Here is a 17,064-nt window from a genome sequence, read left to right on the forward strand (position 1 = left end):
ACAGGATCGACGATGAAGGACGTATTCGCCCGCCTCGCCTCCGACTTCCTCTCCGCCATCGTCTTCCTTGTCGTCTACCTCATCACCGACAACGTCGTCCTGGCAACGTCGGTGGCGATTGCCGGTGCGATCGCGCAGGTGATCTACGCCCGCGTCAAGGGGCAGCAGCTCAACTACATGACCTATGCAAGCCTCGCGCTCGTCGTCGTGCTGGGCACGGTCACGCTACTGACCAATGATCCCCGCTTCATGCTGGCAAAGCCCTCGATCGCACATTTCGCGATCGGCGCCATCATGCTCAAGCGCGGCTGGATGCTGCGCTACATGCCGCCGATCGTCGCTGAGACCGTTCCGGAATATGTCACCGCTGCGGGCTATGCCTGGGCGGCGCTGATGTTCGTGATCGGCGCCGGCATGATCGCGGTCGCCGCTACGGGCGATCTGAAGCTGTGGGCGTTCTACATCACGGTGGTCGCGGGCGGCGCCAAGATCCTCGCCTTTGCCGTGCAGTATGTCGTGCTCCGGCTCATCGTCACCAGCCGCCGGCGCGCCGCGGCCCGCGCCTAAATGCCTCCAATGCAGCGTTAGGCAGGCGCGCCGAGTTGGGTTATAGGCTCGCTCAGGACTGGCCGCGGATCGTCGCGGCCCGCCGGGATTTGTTCGGGAGACGGGAATGGCCGTAGACGGCAACTGGAATCTGACCATGACGACGCCGATGGGCGAGCGCAACTCGACGCTCAGCCTGAAGGCCGCGGGCGGCACGCTCACGGGCGCGCAGGTTGCGGAAGGTAACTCCGCCGAGATCTTCGACGGCAGCGTCTCTGGCGACAACGTCTCCTGGAAAGTCTCGATCGACAAACCGATGCCGCTCACGCTCGAATTCAGCGGCACCGTCTCCGGCGACAGCATCAGCGGCGAGATGGGCATCGGCCCGATGGGCAGCTTCCCGTTCACGGGCGCGCGGGCGTAAGGCGGCGCAGCCATGCGCGTGCTCCGTCTCGTCGCGGCGGCGATGCTGTGCGTCGTGACACAAGCGCGCGCGGATGACACCGAACCGGCGTGGCGCGCAAGCGCGCTCGCCATGGTGCCGGCGGGCTTTGTGGCCGGCACCGCCTATCGGACCGACGGCTCGACCGGTTACCTCGCCGTTTATCCGACGACATCGAACGATCCGAAGACGCCCGCAAGCGTGTTCGCCGCACGCCAGGCGCTCGTGGTCACATTGACGCCGGATGCGACGCGCGCCGTCTCAGCCGAGCTGAAGCCGCGCACCGGGCCGGACCCGGACAACGACGACACCGATTTCGCAAAACTGCACGCCGATCTCGCCGCCAAGCGTTCGTCGCTGCTCGACGGCACCGAGCCCTGCGATCTCGGCGCCTGGTCGATCGACAAGGACCCGAGCGGTCTCAACGTGCGCGCCGAGCCGTCAGTGAAGGCGCGCGTGCTCGGCACGCTGCCGCCGCCCTACCGGCTCAAGCTCGGTGGCAGCGAGAACACGCCCGACGGCGGCTGGCTGACCGAATTCCGCATCATCGGATTCAAGGACGGCTGGTTTCTGATCGAAGGCGCCAAGCCGCCGGGCAAGGACTACGAGGACGACAAGAGATATCCGCGCAGCGCGCCAAAGCCCTATGCCGGGCGCGGCTGGGTCGCCTCCAACAAGGTCGGCGCCGCCTATGCCAACGGCGCCACGCGCATGGGCGGACTGTTCCAGGCGCCCTTCGTCGATGCCAAATGGATGCTCGCCCAGCGCGAGCTCGGCGGCGCGATCGATACCGACGGCGGCCCCAAGCGCCTGCTCGCTTGCAGCGGTCTCTGGGGCCTCGTCGAGAGCCACGACGGCGTCCGCGGCTGGTGGCGCTCGCTGTGCTCCAACCAGGTCACGAATTGCAGTTGAACTCTTCCCCCTCGCTGCGCTTGCGGGGACGCGACGAGCTTCGCTCGCGCTGAGAGGGTTGGAGTGAGGGGGAGTCTCCGCGAGGACGGTGACAGTTGGACTCGTGGAGAGTCCCCCTCACCCGGACTTTGCGCGACGCGCAAAGTCCGACCTCTCCCCGCAAGCGGGGAGAGGTGAAGAGCTAGCCCAAATTCAACTCCTTGAAGAAATCATTCCCCTTGTCATCGATGATGATGAACGCCGGGAAATCCACGACTTCGATGCGCCAGATCGCTTCCATGCCGAGCTCGGGATATTCGAGCACCTCGACCTTCTTGATGCAGTGCTCGGCGAGGTTCGCCGCGGCGCCGCCGATCGAGCCGAGATAGAAGCCGCCATACTTCTTGCAGGCCTCGCGCACGGCCGGCGCGCGGTTGCCCTTGGCCACCATCACCATGGAGCCGCCCGCGGCCTGGAACTGGTCGACGAAGGAATCCATCCGGCCCGCGGTGGTCGGACCGAACGCACCGGAGGCATAGCCCTCCGGCGTCTTGGCGGGGCCAGCGTAGTAGACCGGATGGTTCTTGAAGTAGTCCGGCAGCGGCTCGCCCTTCTCCAGCCGCTCGCGCAGCTTGGCATGGGCGGAATCGCGCGCGACGATCATGGTGCCGGTCATCGAGACCCGGGTCTTGATCGGGTGCTTCGAGAACGTCGCCAAAATGTCCTTCATCGGCTGGTTGAGGTCGATCTTGACGACCTCGCCGCCCAGCGCCTCTTCGACCTGCGGCAGATATTGCGCCGGGTTGTGCTCGAGCTCCTCGAGATAGACGCCGTCCCTGGTGATCTTGCCGAGCACCTGGCGATCGGCCGAGCAGGACACGCCAAGCCCGATCGGGAGCGAGGCGCCATGGCGCGGCATGCGGATCACGCGGACGTCGTGGCAGAAATACTTGCCTCCGAACTGCGCGCCGACGCCGAGCGACTGCGTCATCTTGTGGATTTCCTTTTCCATCTCGACGTCGCGGAAGGCGTTGCCGTCGGGCGAGCCGTGGGTCGGCAGCGCGTCGAGATAGCGGGCCGACGCAAGCTTCACCGTCTTCATGCAGAGCTCGGCCGAAGTGCCGCCGATCACGATGGCGAGGTGATAGGGCGGGCACGCCGCGGTGCCGAGCGTGAGGATCTTTTCCTTCAGGAACGCGAGCAGGCGGTCCTTGGTCAGGACGGAAGGCGTCGCCTGGAACAGGAAGCTCTTGTTGGCGGAGCCGCCGCCCTTCGCCATGAACATGAACTTGTAGGCGTCGTCGCCCTCGGCGTAGATCTCGCACTGCGCCGGCATGTTGTTGGCGGTGTTCTTCTCCTCGTACATCGAGAGCGGCGCGACCTGCGAGTAGCGCAGGTTGCGGCGCAGGTACGCATCGCGCGCGCCTTCCGACAGCGCCGCCTCGTCGTCACCGTCGGTGATGACGTTGCAGCCCTTCTTGCCCATGATGATCGCGGTGCCGGTGTCCTGGCACATCGGCAGCACGCCGCCGGCCGCGATGTTGGCGTTCTTCAAGAAGTCGAGCGCGACGAACTTGTCGTTCGGGCTCGCCTCGCCGTCTTCCAGGATCGCGCGGAGCTGCTTCAAATGGCCGGGGCGCAGGTAATGGTTGATGTCGCCGAAAGCCGCCTCCGACAGCGCCCGCAGCGCCTCGCGCGACACCACCAGCATGTCCTTGCCCAGGACCTTCTCGACCCGGACGCCCTCGGACGAAATCTTCTTGTAGGGCGTCTCGTCCTTGCCCAGCGGGAACAGCGGGGTGTGCTTGTAGGGCGGAACGGGCTTTGCGGGGTCGGGGAAGGCGGTGGGAGCGTTCATGGAGCGAATCTCGGGGTTTTGGAGCCCTCGTGCGGGCCCCTGGCATAGAAGCGTTCTAAGCTTTTTTGCCGTAAAGGGAAGGCGTTCCGGCGCGGTCGGGGCATCCCGATTCGACGTCATGACGGTCCTTTTTCGGTCACCGTCGGCCGGACGCAGGTGGCGATGATCGTGCCCGGCAGGCCTTGCGTCCACCCCTTGCGCTCGGCGCGCGACGAAGGTTGAATGCGCGCCCTAAGGGGCTTTTTATCATGATTTTCAAACTGAACGTCCGCGGCGCGATCCTGGTCGCCGCCGCCATCACCGGCCTTGTGACCCTCGCCTCGCCTGCCCGCGCGGACCAGTGCGATGACATCGCAAAGCAGCTTGCGAGCGGCATCGACAGGCTGAAGGTCAACTTCAAGGCCGCCAACATCATCTACCTCACCCACCCGGCGGCGAAGGAGCTCTCGCTCGGCTGCCGCGCGCAGGGGCAAAACTATTCCAACGAGCTCTATGCCAAGGGCGACCGCAAGCCGACGCCGCAGTTCTATGACCTCGTCGCGTCCGCGGCCGCGATCATCTTCACGGTGCCGAAGGACGACACCGCGAAAGGCGCGACGCGCTGCCTGAAGCGCATGGGCCTGCTCCGCGGCGACAAGGTGTCGATGCGCTTCAAGCGCCTCAACATGGATTGCTCGCGCACCAAGACGGAAGCCTCGATCGCGATCACGCGTCCGAAGGACGAGTAGGCCGGCGCGTCTGCCGCAGGCCTCGCGCTTTCCGCAGGCGCGACTCGCGTGTGTCGTAACGTCGCCCGCTGCATACTCCGTCATTGCGAGTCCCTCCGCGGAGACAGACTGGATTGCTTCGCTGCGCTCGCAATGACGGATGAGAGAGCTGGCGCCCGTTGAAATTGCACAATGACAGGCGCGAAGACGCCTCCCACCGCACCAGATCCCTCGCATTTTAACGATTGGCTTGAGGGAAATTTCGCTCCTCGCAGGACAGACTCAATTGTTTCCATGTGTGAGGATTTGTGGATGAGCGTTTCTACCGTTGCGCCGCCGCCGATCGCGATCGTGGTCCCGAGCTACGACACGACCAAGCAGCAGGACGATCAGGCCAAGACCAAGGACACCGACCCGACCTACAAGCCGCAGCCGCCCGTGCCGCTGCCGCCGGGTCAGGGCACGCGGATCGATCAGCTCGCCTGATCCGGCCTGCTGAAGTTGAAGCGCCCGATCCGGTCGATCGGGCTTTTCGCGTGTCCGGCCGCATCTTTGCCGGATAGCCGGGTCAATATGGCGCGGGATTGCCCCGGGACCTGCGCATGATCGCACGGCTCTTGTTGCAGAACACGGTCTTCGTCGTCGCGACGGGCGCGCTGCTGTTCGCGTCCGCCGGCACGCTGCAGTGGCCCGGCGCCTGGGTGATGCTGATCGCCTCCGCGCTACTCGGCCCGCTCTGCGGCTGGTGGCTCTACCGGCTTGATCCGGCGCTGCTCGCCGAGCGTCTCCGTCCGGTCATCCAGAAAGACCAGCCGCCCGCCGACAAGGCGTTCATCGCCGTGTTCGTGCTCGCGATACTGGCCTGGCTGGTCGCGATGGGCCTCGACCGGCGCCAGCTTGCCTCCGGCATGCCGCTCGCTTTGCAGGTCCTCGGCCTCGTGCTGTTCCTCGCCTCGACGCTGTTCACGATGTGGGTGTTCCGCGAAAACTCGTTCGCCGCGCCGGTGGTGAAGCTGCAAGCCGAACGCGCGCAGCACGTGATCTCGACGGGGCCCTACGCGCATGTGCGCCATCCCATGTACAGCGGCATGATCCTGTTCTTCGCCGGCGTCCCGCTGCTGCTGGGCTCGTGGTGGGGTCTTGCGATGGAGCCGCTCTTCCTCGCGCTGCTAGCAGTCCGAATCCGCATCGAGGAGCGCACGCTGCGCGAGGGCCTGCCGGGCTATGCCGACTATGCGATGCGGGTGCGCTACCGTCTGCTACCCGGCGTGTGGTGAGCGCGCATCTCTGTCCCGTGCAGGAGTCGAAACTCCTAGGAAAGCGCCTGCCCTCCTCCGATCGACTGACGTCGCCGCAACCGAAGCCCGCTAGAGGGAGCCCGCACCCACGTGAACGGGAGACGCGACGATGTTCTGCAAGCCCCCCTGCCCTGACGAGCATGACCTCGCTCCCGCCCCCGATGATTCAAACGATCGATCTGGTCCGGAGCGTTCACGGACGCTCGGGAGCCACGACGCGTTCGGGCGATTGATCGCGCCCGAAACGGCCGGTCCGGAACGGGGGCTGCCGCCAGCCTCCCTCCGGACCGGCTAAATATCGAGCTCCTTGTAGCGGCGGAAGATGCCCTGCTCGTTGAAGGCAATGCGACGCTCGCTCGCAAGATAGGCCTTGATGTTCGGCCGCGCGGCGACGCGGTCGTGCAGGCCGACGAGGCCCGGGATGTCTGCCTCGAACGCCTTCATGCGCCTGGGGAAGGCATAGCGCAGCCCGGCGACGATCTGGAACAGCGAGAGGTCGACATAGGTCAGCCGGCGGCCGGTGACGTAAGTGCCGCCATTGCCGGCGAGCAGCTGTTCGAAATAGCCGAGATATTTCGGCACGCGCTCGCTCCAGAACTCGGCCGTGCGCTTCTTCGCCGCGGGCCGCGCGTCCTCGTAATAGAGCGAGGGCCCAAGTGGATGATGGGTGTCGTGAACCTCCAGCACGAGATCGGCGATGGTGAGCTGGAGCTGGTGCACCCAGAGTTTGCCTGCTTCCGTCTTCGGCGCAAGGGCGTGGCGGGCGCCGAGATAGAGCAGGATGTTGGCGGTCTGGCCGATGACGAGCCTGCCGGCCTTGAGGAATGGCGGCGCAAACGGCGGCGTGCCCTCATGCGCGTCCATCATCTTCATCATCGCAGCTGTTCCGCGCGGGCCGCGCGCAACGTCGACGTAGGCCGCACCCGCCTCCTCCAGCGCCAGCCGCACATATTCGCCGCGGCCCTGAATCTCGGGCCAGTAGTAGAGCTCGTATTTCATGGAAACAGTCCGTGATTGCGTTGCGGCAAGTTTAGCACGCAACCACGAACTCGATAACGGTGGACGGTGTTCCGCGCCTCAATTCGCCGCGAAGCAATACAGCAGCCCGTCGCCACCCGTGCTCTTCAAATCGGCCTGCGAGCAGCCGCCATCGGGACCGCGCGAGGGGTGCGAGCTGTTCCACGATTTCGACGGCTCGTCGTCACGCAGGCCCCGCCGGTCGGCATGGCCGACCACCGCAGTACCTTGCGTGCTGGACGACCAGTTCTTGCAGGTCTTGTCGTCGCCGGCGGCAAATGCAGTGCCGTCGGGTTGCGTCCCCGTGAGAATGTCGTGGCGGTTCGGCGTATCGCCGACTCCGTTGGAGACCTCACCCTTCTCGCTGAGCGCCGTCTGCTTGGTCAGGTTGTTGGCGGGGCCATGAAGCTCGGCAACATCCTTGGCGATGACCGCGCCCTTCGCATTCTGCCACGGCCCCTTGCCGATGCGGTCGCGCGCGTTGACGGCCGGCTTGCCGTCGGCGGCCTGGGTCGAGAGATAGGCGCGCCAGGTTTTGGCGCCGGCGCCGACGGCCTGAGCGAGCTTCTGGCAGTGCGCATCGGCCCCTTCCAGGCCGCCGAGATCGGCACCCTTGCCCGGCCCGCTCGAGGTCACGAAGAAGGTCATATCGGCTGACTGCGCCAGCACCGATGGACTTGCGAAGACCGCGAGCGCAGCGCCTGCTGGTACGATGACTCTGGCAATAAAGTTCATCCTATCCTCCCGTTTGGTCCTGCGATTGCTCTTGGCTGGCCCGTCTTTGACCCTCTGACACGAACCCGTCACGACGGACATTATTCCGGCCGCCCACCGCGCGTCACCTCGAGCGGAGGCGCGGGACCGGCCGCCACCGAAGGCCGTGTCGATTAATTGCTTCCCGGGACCGTAGCGCCGGGTGAGCATACCAACAGAGGCCGATCCTCAAGCGATCGCCCAGGGGAGGACGCGGGAGTCCGTTGCGGGGCCGTTCAGGGCGGCATCCGCGAGCACATCGGGGCTGCCGCCGGGCGCGGCGCGAGGGGAGATCGTCATGCACTGGAACACCGTCCGCCCAATTGCGGCAATTGCCGGCTATGCCGCGCTTTGCTGCGTTGCCATCGGTCCGGGCTGCGCCTCGGCCGCGGAATTGCTCAAAGCCCGGCTGGCGCAAAACCTCGGACCGATCTCCGGCCTTGCGATCGTCGCCAAATCGAAGGGGATTTTCGAAAAGAACGGACTGGACATCACGGTCTCGAACTTCACGTCCGGCAAGCAGTGCCTGGACACCGTGATCGGGGGCGGCGCCGACATCGCGACGACGGCGGAGGCGCCGGTCACCGCTTCGGCAATGGCAAACCAGCCCATCGCCTTCGTGGCCGGCATGGAATATTCCGACCTCAAGACGGTCGTCGCGGCCAAGGCCGGCGTCAAGACCAAGCCAGACCTTCGCGGCAAGCGAATCGGATTCACGGCCGGCACCGGCAGCGAGGTCTACACGGCGACTTTGCTGAAGTCGGCGGGGTTGACGCCCAAGGATGTCACCCTCGTCAACCTGCGGCCGCAGGAAATGCTGCCGGCACTGGCAGCCGGAAGCATCGACGCGATCGACACTTGGGAACCCCACATCGCCAACGCGAAGAAGGCCCTGGGCGAAGCCGTCGCTGAGCTCGATACAACGGGCACCTACTCCGAGACGTTCAACATCGTCGTCATGAGGACCTATCTGGATGCCAACCCTGCGGTGGTCGAGAAGTTCATCGCCGCACTGATCGATGCCGAGGTCTGGGTGAAGGCACATCAGGACGAAGCGATCACGGTGGTGGCGGACGCGGTCGGCATGAAGCGTGACGACCTCGCTCCCATCTGGGCCGACTATGTCTACCGGGTGCGTCTCGACGATCGGCTGATCGAGATCCTCAAGACTCACTCCGCATGGCGCCTCGATAGCGGCAACCATCCTCCGGGAGCGGCGATGCCCGACTTCAGCAAGGTCGTCGTCGCCGAGCCACTGAAGAAGGTCGACCCCGCACGCGTCACCCTCTCGTGGAAATAGGCACCCGCACAGCCATGCAGGACGGCACTTCAGCACGACAGGAGATTGCTCTCCGGACCGACGGTCGCGGTCGGCGGCCGGATTCAGCCCGTCTTCGCCGCCTCAACATTCTGATCGGGGCGCTTTCGCTTCCCTTGTTCGTCGGCCTTTGGGAACTGGTCTCCCGTTCCGGGGCCGTCAACATGGTGCTGTTTCCGCCGCCGACGGTGGTTGCTACGGCGGTCCTCGAGTGGATACGAAGCGGACAGTTCCTTGGCGATCTGCTGGCCAGCCTCTTTCGCGTCACCACGGGGTTCATCGTGGGCGGCGCGCTCGGCATCCTGCTCGGCATCCTCACCGGCCAATTCCCTGTCATCTCGAGCTTGCTGTCCCCGCTATTCCATATCCTGCGGCCAATTCCGCCGATTGCCTTCGTGCCGATCGTCATCCTCTGGTTCGGCCTGTCGGAAGCGGGAAAACTGTTCCTCGTCGTATGGGGCGTGTTCTTCACGGTTTGGCTCTCGACCCACATCGGCGTGCAGAAGGTCGACCGCGGCCTCATTCGGGCGGCGTTGATGCTCGGCACGCCACGGCGGCAGATGCTTCAGGAGATCGTCCTGCTGGGCGCGCTTCCCTACATCGTGGTCGGGTTGCGCACCGCCGTCAGCATCTCCTTCTACACGCTTGTCGCGGCCGAACTCGCCGGCACCTTCGCCGGCATTGTCTACAGGATCGAGATTGCGCAGCAGAATTTGCAAACGGGCCAGGTCATGGGCGGGCTCGCAGCGCTCGGGTTGATTTCGTTCATTGCCGACCGGCTGTTTTCGGCGCTTGCAGAACGTACCGTCTGGTGGCGCTGATGTCGGGACCTCGATCGATCATGAAACTGGCTCTGGCAAGCTCGCCCGCCTCCGTCGAATCGGCACGGAAACAACCGGCCATTCAAGTCTCAAACCTGAGCATCGTTTTTGACACCAATCGCGGGCAGACCATCGCGGTGGATCGCGTTTCCTTTGACGTGGCGCCTGGCGAGTTCGTTTGCATCGTCGGGCCCTCCGGCTGCGGCAAGTCGACGGTGCTCAATACGATCGCCGGACTGGAAGTGCCGTTTGAAGGCGACATCCTGGTCGAGGGCTCGCGTGTCTACAGCCCGCGCCCCGATGTCGGCATGGTGTTCCAGCAGCCGCATCTTTTCCCCTGGAAGTCTGTCCGCAAGAACATCGCCCACGGCCCCAGGATGCTTGGGAAGTCCACGACGGAAGCGAACGCCATCGCCGACGATCTGATCGCGATGATCGGTCTCAAGCGTTTCGCCGACGCCTATCCGAACACGCTGTCCGGCGGCATGCAACAGCGCGTGGCGATCGCGCGAGCGTTAGCCAATCAGCCCCGCGTGTTGCTGATGGACGAGCCCTTCGGAGCCCTCGACGCCCAGACCCGGGCGGTGATGCAAGACAATCTGCTGGAGCTGCGCGACCGGATCAAGGCGACGATCGTGTTCGTCACGCATGACATCGATGAAGCCATCGTGCTGGCCGACCGCGTTCTCATCATGAGCGCGGGACCCGGCCGCATCCTGCGCGAAGTCGCGGTCAAGCTGCCGCGCCCGCGGTCGAGTGCCGTCATGGTCGAGCCAACCTATCTTTCCCTCAAGAAGGATTGTCTCGACGTCATCCGCGCAGAAGGGCTGCGGGCGTTCAATCAGTCGGACGCGAGCTGATCGCCCAGAACTCGGAAATCGAGCTGCAGCCGGCAGCGCTGGCATGGTTCTTGAATAATCGATGCCGGGTCTCACAGTGGAGCCGGCGATGCACAGGGCGAATAGCGCGATAGCGGCAGGCGTAATGCTGGCCGAGTCGGACAATCTCGTCAGGCCGCTGCCCGGCTTGCTGGACGGTCTCAGCCGGGCCGATTGCAATCGGCTGCGTGCGATCGGACGCGAGAAGGCCCTGGAAGCCGGCCAACTCGTTTGGTCTCAGGGCGACACACAGGCCGGGATCTACCTGATCAGCGAGGGACGCATCCGCAGCTACTATGCGGCGCCGTCGGGGCGCGAGGTCACGCTCGCCTACTGGTTTCCCGGCAACTTCGTCGGCGGCCCCGATATATTCGGAACGGGCCCGCACATGTGGACATCGGTTGCGGCCGAACGCAGCCGGTTGACGTTCATGCCCGGACCGGCGCTGCGGCGGCTTGCGCTGGAATCGCCGACGATCGCCGTCGCCTTGCTGGATGCCCTGGCATTCAAGGCGCGATGCTATTCGGCGATGGCCCAGATGCTCGGGACGCGCTCGGTGACCGAGCGGCTGCACAGCCTGTTGATCTTCCTGTCGCACGTCTACGGCATGAAGCGCGGCGGCGAGATCGTCGTCGGGATGCCGTTTACCCACGGCGATCTCGCCAATCTCATCGGATCCACCCGCCAATGGGTGACAGTACAACTCGCGCGGCTCCAGGAGGAAGGCGTGATCAGGTACGACAGATCCGTGATTTCGATCCTGGATCTTTCGACGCTCGGACAAGGGATGGAATAATATCCGCCCTTCAGCCGCCAGACTTCAATTCGAAGGCCGCTCGGCCTGCACTGGCCTCGAAGCGCCGCGCCAGTCCGATCAGCGCGCGATCATGCCAGGCCGGCGCCAGCAGGGTCACGCCCATGGGCATGCCGTTCGGCAACGTCGCGTTCGGAACCGCCACGCCGCAGAGATCGAGCAGATTGGCGAAGTACGAGTAATAGCCGAGGCGATTGTTGAGCGTGATCGGATCGCGATCCATCTCCTCCAGCGTGAACGGCCGCGGTGCGGTCGGGACCACCAGCGCATCGATACAAGCAAAGATCGCCTCGGCATCGCGGCGAAGCCGGTGCAGCCGGTGAATGGCACCAAACGTGTCGATCGCGGAATAGCCGGCGGCTGAGCCGAGCACGGTCCTCGTGACGTCAAGCAGGGAGCCGGAATCGATGTCCATCAGCGAGGCGATGGCCGAGTGCCGCTCCGCGACCCAGGGCCCGCTGAACATCAACTCCCCGGCCTGGCGGAACGGGGCGAAGTCCACCTCGATCGCCGTTCCTCCGATCTGCGTGAAACGCTCGCAGGCGCGCTCATAGAGCTCGCCGCATTCCGGCATGCCGAAGCATTCGAGATCGGCGGACGCGATGCGGCCGAACCGGAACGATGGCACCGTCCCTGTGGCGAAAGAAAAGGCCCTGGGCACGCGGCTGTAGGGATCTTCGAAATCGAACCCCTCGATAATTTCGATGATCGCCTCGCCGTCGCTGACGGTATTGCAGAACACCGAGACGCAATCGATCGTCGGGCAATTCGGCACCAGCCCGCGTGATGACACCAGCCCAACGGTCGGCTTGATTCCGACGATGTTGTTGAAGCCGGCAGGTATGCGGCCGGATCCGCCGGTATCGGTGCCGAGCGCGAACGCGACGTGCCCGGCCGCCACGGCGACCGCGGACCCGGAACTGGAGCCGCCCGAAACATAGCGCGCGTCGGCAACCGACGCGCAGGGGCCATGGGGCGAACGCGCGCCGGACAGGCCTGTGGCGAACTGGTCGAGATTGGTCTTTCCGAGACAAATTGCGCCGGCCGCGGTGAGGCGTTCGACGCTGTGCGCGGAATGCCAGGGCGTGTAGCTGAACGCCGGGCATGCGGCGGTGGTCGGCATTCCCTCGACGTCGATATTGTCCTTCACACCGAAGGGAATGCCGAGCAGCGGAAGATTTTCGCCCGTCCGCGCGCGCGCCACCAGCTTGCGGCATTCTTCCAGCGCCTCCTCCCGCGGGCGGAGATAGATCCAGCAATTGCGCTCGCGCTCGGCCTCGATCCGGTCGTACGCCGTTTCGATCGCCTCCAGCGCCGATGACGAATTCCTGGCGATGGTTTCGTGATTTGTCCTGGAGCGCGCGACAGACTGACTCACCGAATATCTCCTTCGCTGACCGGCAGGCGCGAAATTGCGGGAGCAGCGCGCGGGCAACAAGCAATTAAGTGCTTCGCCCAAATGGTCGGCCGGATCGGGGATAAATGCGGCTCAAAGAAAAAGGCGCCGTGCCGAAGCACGACGCCCTGATTGTTCAATTCGCTCGCGATCAGTTGGTCTGCTGGATCGCCGACAATTCCCAGGTGCCGCCCGGGCGTCGGGCGAAGGTCCAGACTTCGGTGACCTCACCCGGCTGCTCGCTGCCGGCAACCACAGCGCCGGTGTTGCGGTCAAGCGTCTTGTCGGTGAGCGCGAAGCGCAGCGCCACCGTGGCGTAGTCGGTCTCGCCCTCGCGCCAGGCTTCCGCGAGGTCGCCCTGCAACAGCTTCACGTTCGTGACCTTGTTGACGACGTTGCGCGCGCGGTTCTGGCCGAGGTCCTGCTCGAAATAGGAGACCATTTCCGGCGTCGCGAGCGTGTGCAGCTTGGCCACGTCCTCGTTCGACCATGCGGTCTGGACATCGCCGAGCAGGCGCTCGAACGCCTCATAGTCGACCGGCTTGATCTCGAGCGGCGCGTTGTTGGCGCCGAAACCGAAGCCGCCGAGACCGCCACCGAGGCCGCTGCGATAGCTCGTCTGCGGTCCCGGACCGCTACCTGCATCAGCGTTGGCATAGGCCGCCTGCGGCGTGTGGCGGCGCTGCCACCACGACATCGCCAGCCGCACCACGAACACCACGAGCACGATCTGGATGATCAGGCCCAGGATCGACGACAGGCCGCCGAGGCCGCCGAACAGGCCGCCGCCGAACAGCATGCCCAAGAGGCCTGCGCCGAGGAAGCCGGCCGCAAGGCCGCCCAGGAAACCGCCGCCGCGGCCGAACAGGCCGCCGCGCGCGGGCGCGGTCGCGGCCGAATTCATGCCTGCGCCCGGCTGGGTGTAGGTGCGGTTGAACTGCGAGGTCGAGCCCGGCGCGGTCGTGGTTGACGGCGGCGCCGAATAGGTCCGCGAGCCGCGCGAACCCGACGACATGCCGCCACCGACGCGCGCGTCGGCGGACGAGATCGCCAGCGCTGTCGGCAGCGCAAGCGCCAGCACGACGGCGATCGTCTTGAAGAGACTGCGGGAGCGTTGCGAGAAATTCATGTTCGTTTCCCAAATCCCCGGCATGGGGACGTGCCCCTAAGATGGGCAGCCGGAGCGAAAAGTGAAGCCGGTTTCGGAACTTGTAGCTGCGGCCCTCAGTCGCGGGGATGTGGCAAAAGCCCATATTCGGCGGGGGTTTGGCCGGGCCGCGCGCGAAGGGCCATGGTCGCCCGTTACCGGCGGCCTTTAGGGCTAAAATTCCGCTTTTTCCTCGTCATTGAGCCCTTGCGACAAGGCAATCCAGTCTGGTTCCGCGGAGACAGTCTGGATTGCTTCGCCACGTTCGCAATGACGGTGTTGGGACAATTGCGCGCGGTCTCCTCGATGTCGTCCTGGCGAACGCCAGGACCCATTATCCCAAGAAGCGGTTTGGCGAAGACTGGTCGTTCCGGATTGGCCCCGCGCGCAATCGATGGATCACGCGGTATGGGTCCTGGCGTTCGCCAGGACGACGGCGGAGATTGCCGCGCGATGTGTGCATCCCACGCGTAGCGCTCACCCCTGCTTCGTCATCGTCTCCTTCACCGCCGCCACGAGCTGGCTGAGCGTGAACGGCTTTGGCAGGAAGTCGAACTGCTGGCCCTCGGGCAAGCTCTTCTCGAACGCGTCCTCGGCGTAGCCGGAGACGAAGATGAACTTGATATCAGGGTTCTTCTCGCGCATCGCCTTCAGCAGCGTCGGGCCGTCCATCTCCGGCATCACCACGTCGGAGACGACGAGATCGATCGCACCGCTCTGCTCCTCCAGCATCTCCATGGCCTCGACGCCGTTCTCGGCCTCGACCACGGTGTAGCCGCGCGAGCGCAGGCCGCGTGCGTTGAGGGCGCGCAGGCCTTCTTCATCCTCGACGAGAAGGATCGTGCCTTGTCCGGTCAGATCGGTGCGCGGCTTCGCTTCGGCCGTGGCGGGAACGGCTTCCTTCGCGGCGCCATTGGCCGTGCTGACCACTGCCGCGGGCTGCTCGACCTGCACTTCCGGCTCGGCATGGTGGCGCGGCAGGAAGATGTGGAACGAGGTACCCTGCCCCGGCTCGGAGTCGACATAGATGAAGCCGCCGGTCTGCTTGACGATGCCGTAGACGGTGGAGAGGCCGAGGCCGGTGCCCTTGCCGACTTCCTTGGTCGAGAAGAACGGCTCGAAGATCTTGTCGCGGATGTCGGCGGGGATGCCGGTGCCGGTGTCGGCGACCTCGATCCGCACATAGTCCGCCGCCGGCATGCCCTTGTAGGCGAGCTTGCCCGCATCCTCGGTGGCGACGTTGGCGGTGCGGATGATCAGCTTGCCGCCGTCGGGCATGGCGTCGCGGGCGTTCACCGCGAGATTGACGATCACCTGCTCGAACTGGGAGACGTCGACCTTCACCGGCCAGAGGTCGCGGCCGTGGATCAGGTCGAGCTTGACCTTCTCGCCGATCAGCCGGCGCAGCAGCATGGTGAGGTCGGAAAGCGCATCGCCGAGATCGAGCACCTGCGGGCGCAGCGTCTGCCGCCGCGAGAACGCCAGCAGCTGCCGCACCAGCGTCGCGGCGCGCGTCGCGTTCTGCTTGATCTGCATGATGTCCTGGAACGACGGATCGGTCGGCTTGTGCGCGTTCAGCAGGAAGTCGTTCGCCATCATGATGGCGGACAGCACGTTGTTGAAGTCGTGGGCGATGCCGCCGGCGAGCTGGCCGACCGTCTCCATCTTCTGCGACTGGTTGATCTGGTTCTCCAGCGCGCGCCGCTCGGTGGTCTCGAGCATGTGCACGATGGCGGCTTCAGCGTCGTTCTCGGCAGCGTCGACCGGCGTGACGAAGAACTGGCCCCAGCGCTCCTTGGTTCCTTCCAGCGCCACCTCGACCGGCGCGATGTCGGCCTTGCCTTCCGCGGCCTGGTTGATGGCCGTGATCACCAGATGGCGATCACGTGAATTGATGGCGCGGAAGATCGACTTGCTGGCGCTGTCGAGGCCGAGACCCTGCGCGAGCTTGGCGTAGCGCGCGTTCGCGCGCACGACGTTGCCGCCGCGGTCGACGGTGGCGATTGCCATCGGCGTGTGGTCGAAGAAGCGCATGAAACGCACTTCGGCGGCGCGGTCCGGATCGCTGCGCTCGTCGCGGGCGCGGCTGATCACGAGCGTGCGCGACGGCCCCGGCGCGCCGTCGGCGCCGAAGGCGAGCTTGTGATAGAGCCGCACCGGCATGGTCTTGCCGGTGCGCATGCGCAGGTCGATGTCGAAGACCTCGGTCTTCACCTCGCCCGGCACGGCCACGATGGAGCTGAGCAGCGAAGCGCCGTCGCCGGAGACGATGTCGGCGAGCTTCAGCCCGCCCGAGCCGATCTCGGCGAGGTCGTAATCGAGCCAGTTCGCCAGCGTCGCGTTGACGTAAGCGAGCTCGCCGGCCGGATTGACCGAGAAGAAGCCGCAAGGCGCGTGATCGAGATATTCGATCGCATGCTGGAGCTCCTGGAACACGTCCTCCTGGCGCTCGCGGTCGCGGGTGATGTCGGCGATCGACCACACCGCGTATTTCGCCTCGCGCTTTCCGGTGCCGAGCGGGCGCACCCGCATGCGCAGCCAGCGGCCCTGGCTGCCGTCATGGCCGGAGATGCGCACCTCTTCCTGCTGCCGCTTGCCTTCCCGGGCGGCCTTCAGCAGACGGAACACGGCTTCGGAGACGTCGGGATTGCCGATGAAGACGCGCTCGACGGGGCGCACGTCCTGCGGGCTCGTGGCACCGGTCAGCGTCAGATAGGCCGCATTGGAATAGACCACATGGCCGCGCGGATCGGTCACGGCCAGCCCGTCGAAGCCATGATCGGCGATACGACCCACGACTGGATCGTCGAGACTGCGGTCGGCGAAGCGGATGATGCCGGCAGCGAAGGCGAACAGGTTGAACAGGCCGACCATCGCCAGCACGGCGAGGATACCTAGGATGTAGGGCTGCGCCTGCGCGCGGCCGAGCGTCATCAGCCCGACGGCGACCGCGACCAGGCCGGCGGCCACCAGCAGCACCAGCGCAATGCTGCCCGAGCGCGGCGAAGGCTCGTGCGCCGCAACGGGCTCGCGTGTGAGGTCGTGGTCGGTCTCAGCAGTCATCTCGAGCTGGCGCAGCCTGTCGGCAGAGAATCAACGCGCTGCGGCGCGCGTGGGGTCCTCCCTGCCTGAATCGGACCCGCAGGCGCAAGGGCAGCAAGGGCGAAAGGTACGCTGA

At 65.5% G+C, this 17,064-nt stretch carries 16 protein-coding genes; 10 read left to right on the plus strand and 6 right to left on the minus strand.

Features of this window, described 5'->3' with window-relative positions; all coding sequences use genetic code 11:
- The first annotated feature begins 12 nt into the window (after positions 1 to 12).
- From BJA_RS29335 to BJA_RS29345, 3 genes are all read left to right on the plus strand, one after another.
- A complete protein-coding gene (locus BJA_RS29335) occupies positions 13 to 567 on the plus strand; it encodes an inner membrane-spanning protein YciB (protein ID WP_011088537.1) in 555 nt (184 codons plus the stop codon).
- A gap of 106 nt (positions 568 to 673) precedes the next feature.
- Entirely contained in the window at positions 674 to 970 is a 297-nt protein-coding gene (locus BJA_RS29340; protein ID WP_011088538.1) for a hypothetical protein, read from the plus strand.
- A gap of 12 nt (positions 971 to 982) precedes the next feature.
- Positions 983 to 1,900 (plus strand): SH3 domain-containing protein, encoded by a 918-nt coding sequence (locus BJA_RS29345; protein WP_011088539.1) that lies wholly within the window; start codon positions 983 to 985, stop codon positions 1,898 to 1,900.
- A 181-nt stretch (positions 1,901 to 2,081) separates the two neighbouring features.
- On the opposite strand, the gene BJA_RS29350 is transcribed toward BJA_RS29345, so the two are convergent.
- Positions 2,082 to 3,737: a fumarate hydratase gene (locus BJA_RS29350; RefSeq protein WP_011088540.1), complete on the minus strand. Its 1,656-nt coding sequence runs from the start codon at positions 3,735 to 3,737 to the stop codon at positions 2,082 to 2,084.
- Between the two features lie 248 nt (positions 3,738 to 3,985).
- Here BJA_RS29350 and BJA_RS29355 point away from each other — a divergent pair, with 248 nt between their 5' ends.
- The 3 genes from BJA_RS29355 (at position 3,986) to BJA_RS29360 (ending at position 5,721) form a co-directional block, all read left to right on the plus strand.
- Positions 3,986 to 4,465: a hypothetical protein gene (locus tag BJA_RS29355; RefSeq protein WP_011088541.1), complete on the plus strand. Its 480-nt coding sequence runs from the start codon at positions 3,986 to 3,988 to the stop codon at positions 4,463 to 4,465.
- Positions 4,466 to 4,756: 291 nt separating this feature from the next.
- Entirely contained in the window at positions 4,757 to 4,930 is a 174-nt protein-coding gene (locus BJA_RS42430) for a hypothetical protein (RefSeq protein WP_165448166.1), read from the plus strand.
- A 116-nt stretch (positions 4,931 to 5,046) separates the two neighbouring features.
- A complete protein-coding gene (locus tag BJA_RS29360) occupies positions 5,047 to 5,721 on the plus strand; it encodes a methyltransferase family protein (protein WP_011088543.1) in 675 nt (224 codons plus the stop codon).
- A 312-nt stretch (positions 5,722 to 6,033) separates the two neighbouring features.
- Here the strand turns inward: BJA_RS29360 and BJA_RS29365 are convergent, their stop codons facing one another.
- Together BJA_RS29365 and BJA_RS29370 are read right to left on the minus strand one after the other, a co-directional pair.
- The gene (locus BJA_RS29365; protein WP_011088544.1) at positions 6,034 to 6,741 is read right to left on the minus strand and encodes a glutathione S-transferase; all 708 of its coding nucleotides are present in this window, start codon (positions 6,739 to 6,741) and stop codon (positions 6,034 to 6,036) included.
- A gap of 78 nt (positions 6,742 to 6,819) precedes the next feature.
- The gene (locus tag BJA_RS29370; RefSeq protein WP_028173306.1) at positions 6,820 to 7,494 is read right to left on the minus strand and encodes a hypothetical protein; all 675 of its coding nucleotides are present in this window, start codon (positions 7,492 to 7,494) and stop codon (positions 6,820 to 6,822) included.
- Positions 7,495 to 7,810: 316 nt separating this feature from the next.
- Here BJA_RS29370 and BJA_RS29375 point away from each other — a divergent pair, with 316 nt between their 5' ends.
- The 4 genes from BJA_RS29375 (at position 7,811) to BJA_RS29390 (ending at position 11,325) form a co-directional block, all read left to right on the plus strand.
- Positions 7,811 to 8,812 carry an NrtA/SsuA/CpmA family ABC transporter substrate-binding protein gene (locus tag BJA_RS29375; RefSeq protein WP_038967169.1) on the plus strand — a complete coding sequence of 334 codons (1,002 nt, stop codon included), beginning with the start codon at positions 7,811 to 7,813 and terminating at the stop codon, positions 8,810 to 8,812.
- Between the two features lie 134 nt (positions 8,813 to 8,946).
- Positions 8,947 to 9,651, plus strand: a complete 705-nt coding sequence (locus BJA_RS29380) for an ABC transporter permease (protein ID WP_236842091.1) — start codon at positions 8,947 to 8,949, stop codon at positions 9,649 to 9,651.
- Positions 9,652 to 9,671: 20 nt separating this feature from the next.
- On the plus strand, positions 9,672 to 10,511 hold the full coding sequence (locus BJA_RS29385; protein WP_038967174.1) for an ABC transporter ATP-binding protein: 840 nt from the start codon (positions 9,672 to 9,674) through the stop codon (positions 10,509 to 10,511).
- Between the two features lie 88 nt (positions 10,512 to 10,599).
- A complete protein-coding gene (locus BJA_RS29390; RefSeq protein WP_038967173.1) occupies positions 10,600 to 11,325 on the plus strand; it encodes a Crp/Fnr family transcriptional regulator in 726 nt (241 codons plus the stop codon).
- A 10-nt stretch (positions 11,326 to 11,335) separates the two neighbouring features.
- Here BJA_RS29390 and atzF read toward each other — a convergent pair whose 3' ends face one another.
- The 3 genes from atzF to cckA form a co-directional block, all read right to left on the minus strand.
- Positions 11,336 to 12,721, minus strand: coding sequence for an allophanate hydrolase (gene atzF, locus BJA_RS29395; protein WP_011088550.1), 1,386 nt, complete (start codon positions 12,719 to 12,721; stop codon positions 11,336 to 11,338).
- A gap of 169 nt (positions 12,722 to 12,890) precedes the next feature.
- Positions 12,891 to 13,892: a Tim44 domain-containing protein gene (locus BJA_RS29400; RefSeq protein WP_011088551.1), complete on the minus strand. Its 1,002-nt coding sequence runs from the start codon at positions 13,890 to 13,892 to the stop codon at positions 12,891 to 12,893.
- A 471-nt stretch (positions 13,893 to 14,363) separates the two neighbouring features.
- Positions 14,364 to 16,949, minus strand: a complete 2,586-nt coding sequence (gene cckA, locus BJA_RS29405) for a cell cycle histidine kinase CckA (protein ID WP_011088552.1) — start codon at positions 16,947 to 16,949, stop codon at positions 14,364 to 14,366.
- Positions 16,950 to 17,064 lie beyond the last annotated feature (115 nt).

It is taken from the genome of Bradyrhizobium diazoefficiens USDA 110, assembly GCF_000011365.1.
Classification (GTDB): domain Bacteria; phylum Pseudomonadota; class Alphaproteobacteria; order Rhizobiales; family Xanthobacteraceae; genus Bradyrhizobium; species Bradyrhizobium diazoefficiens.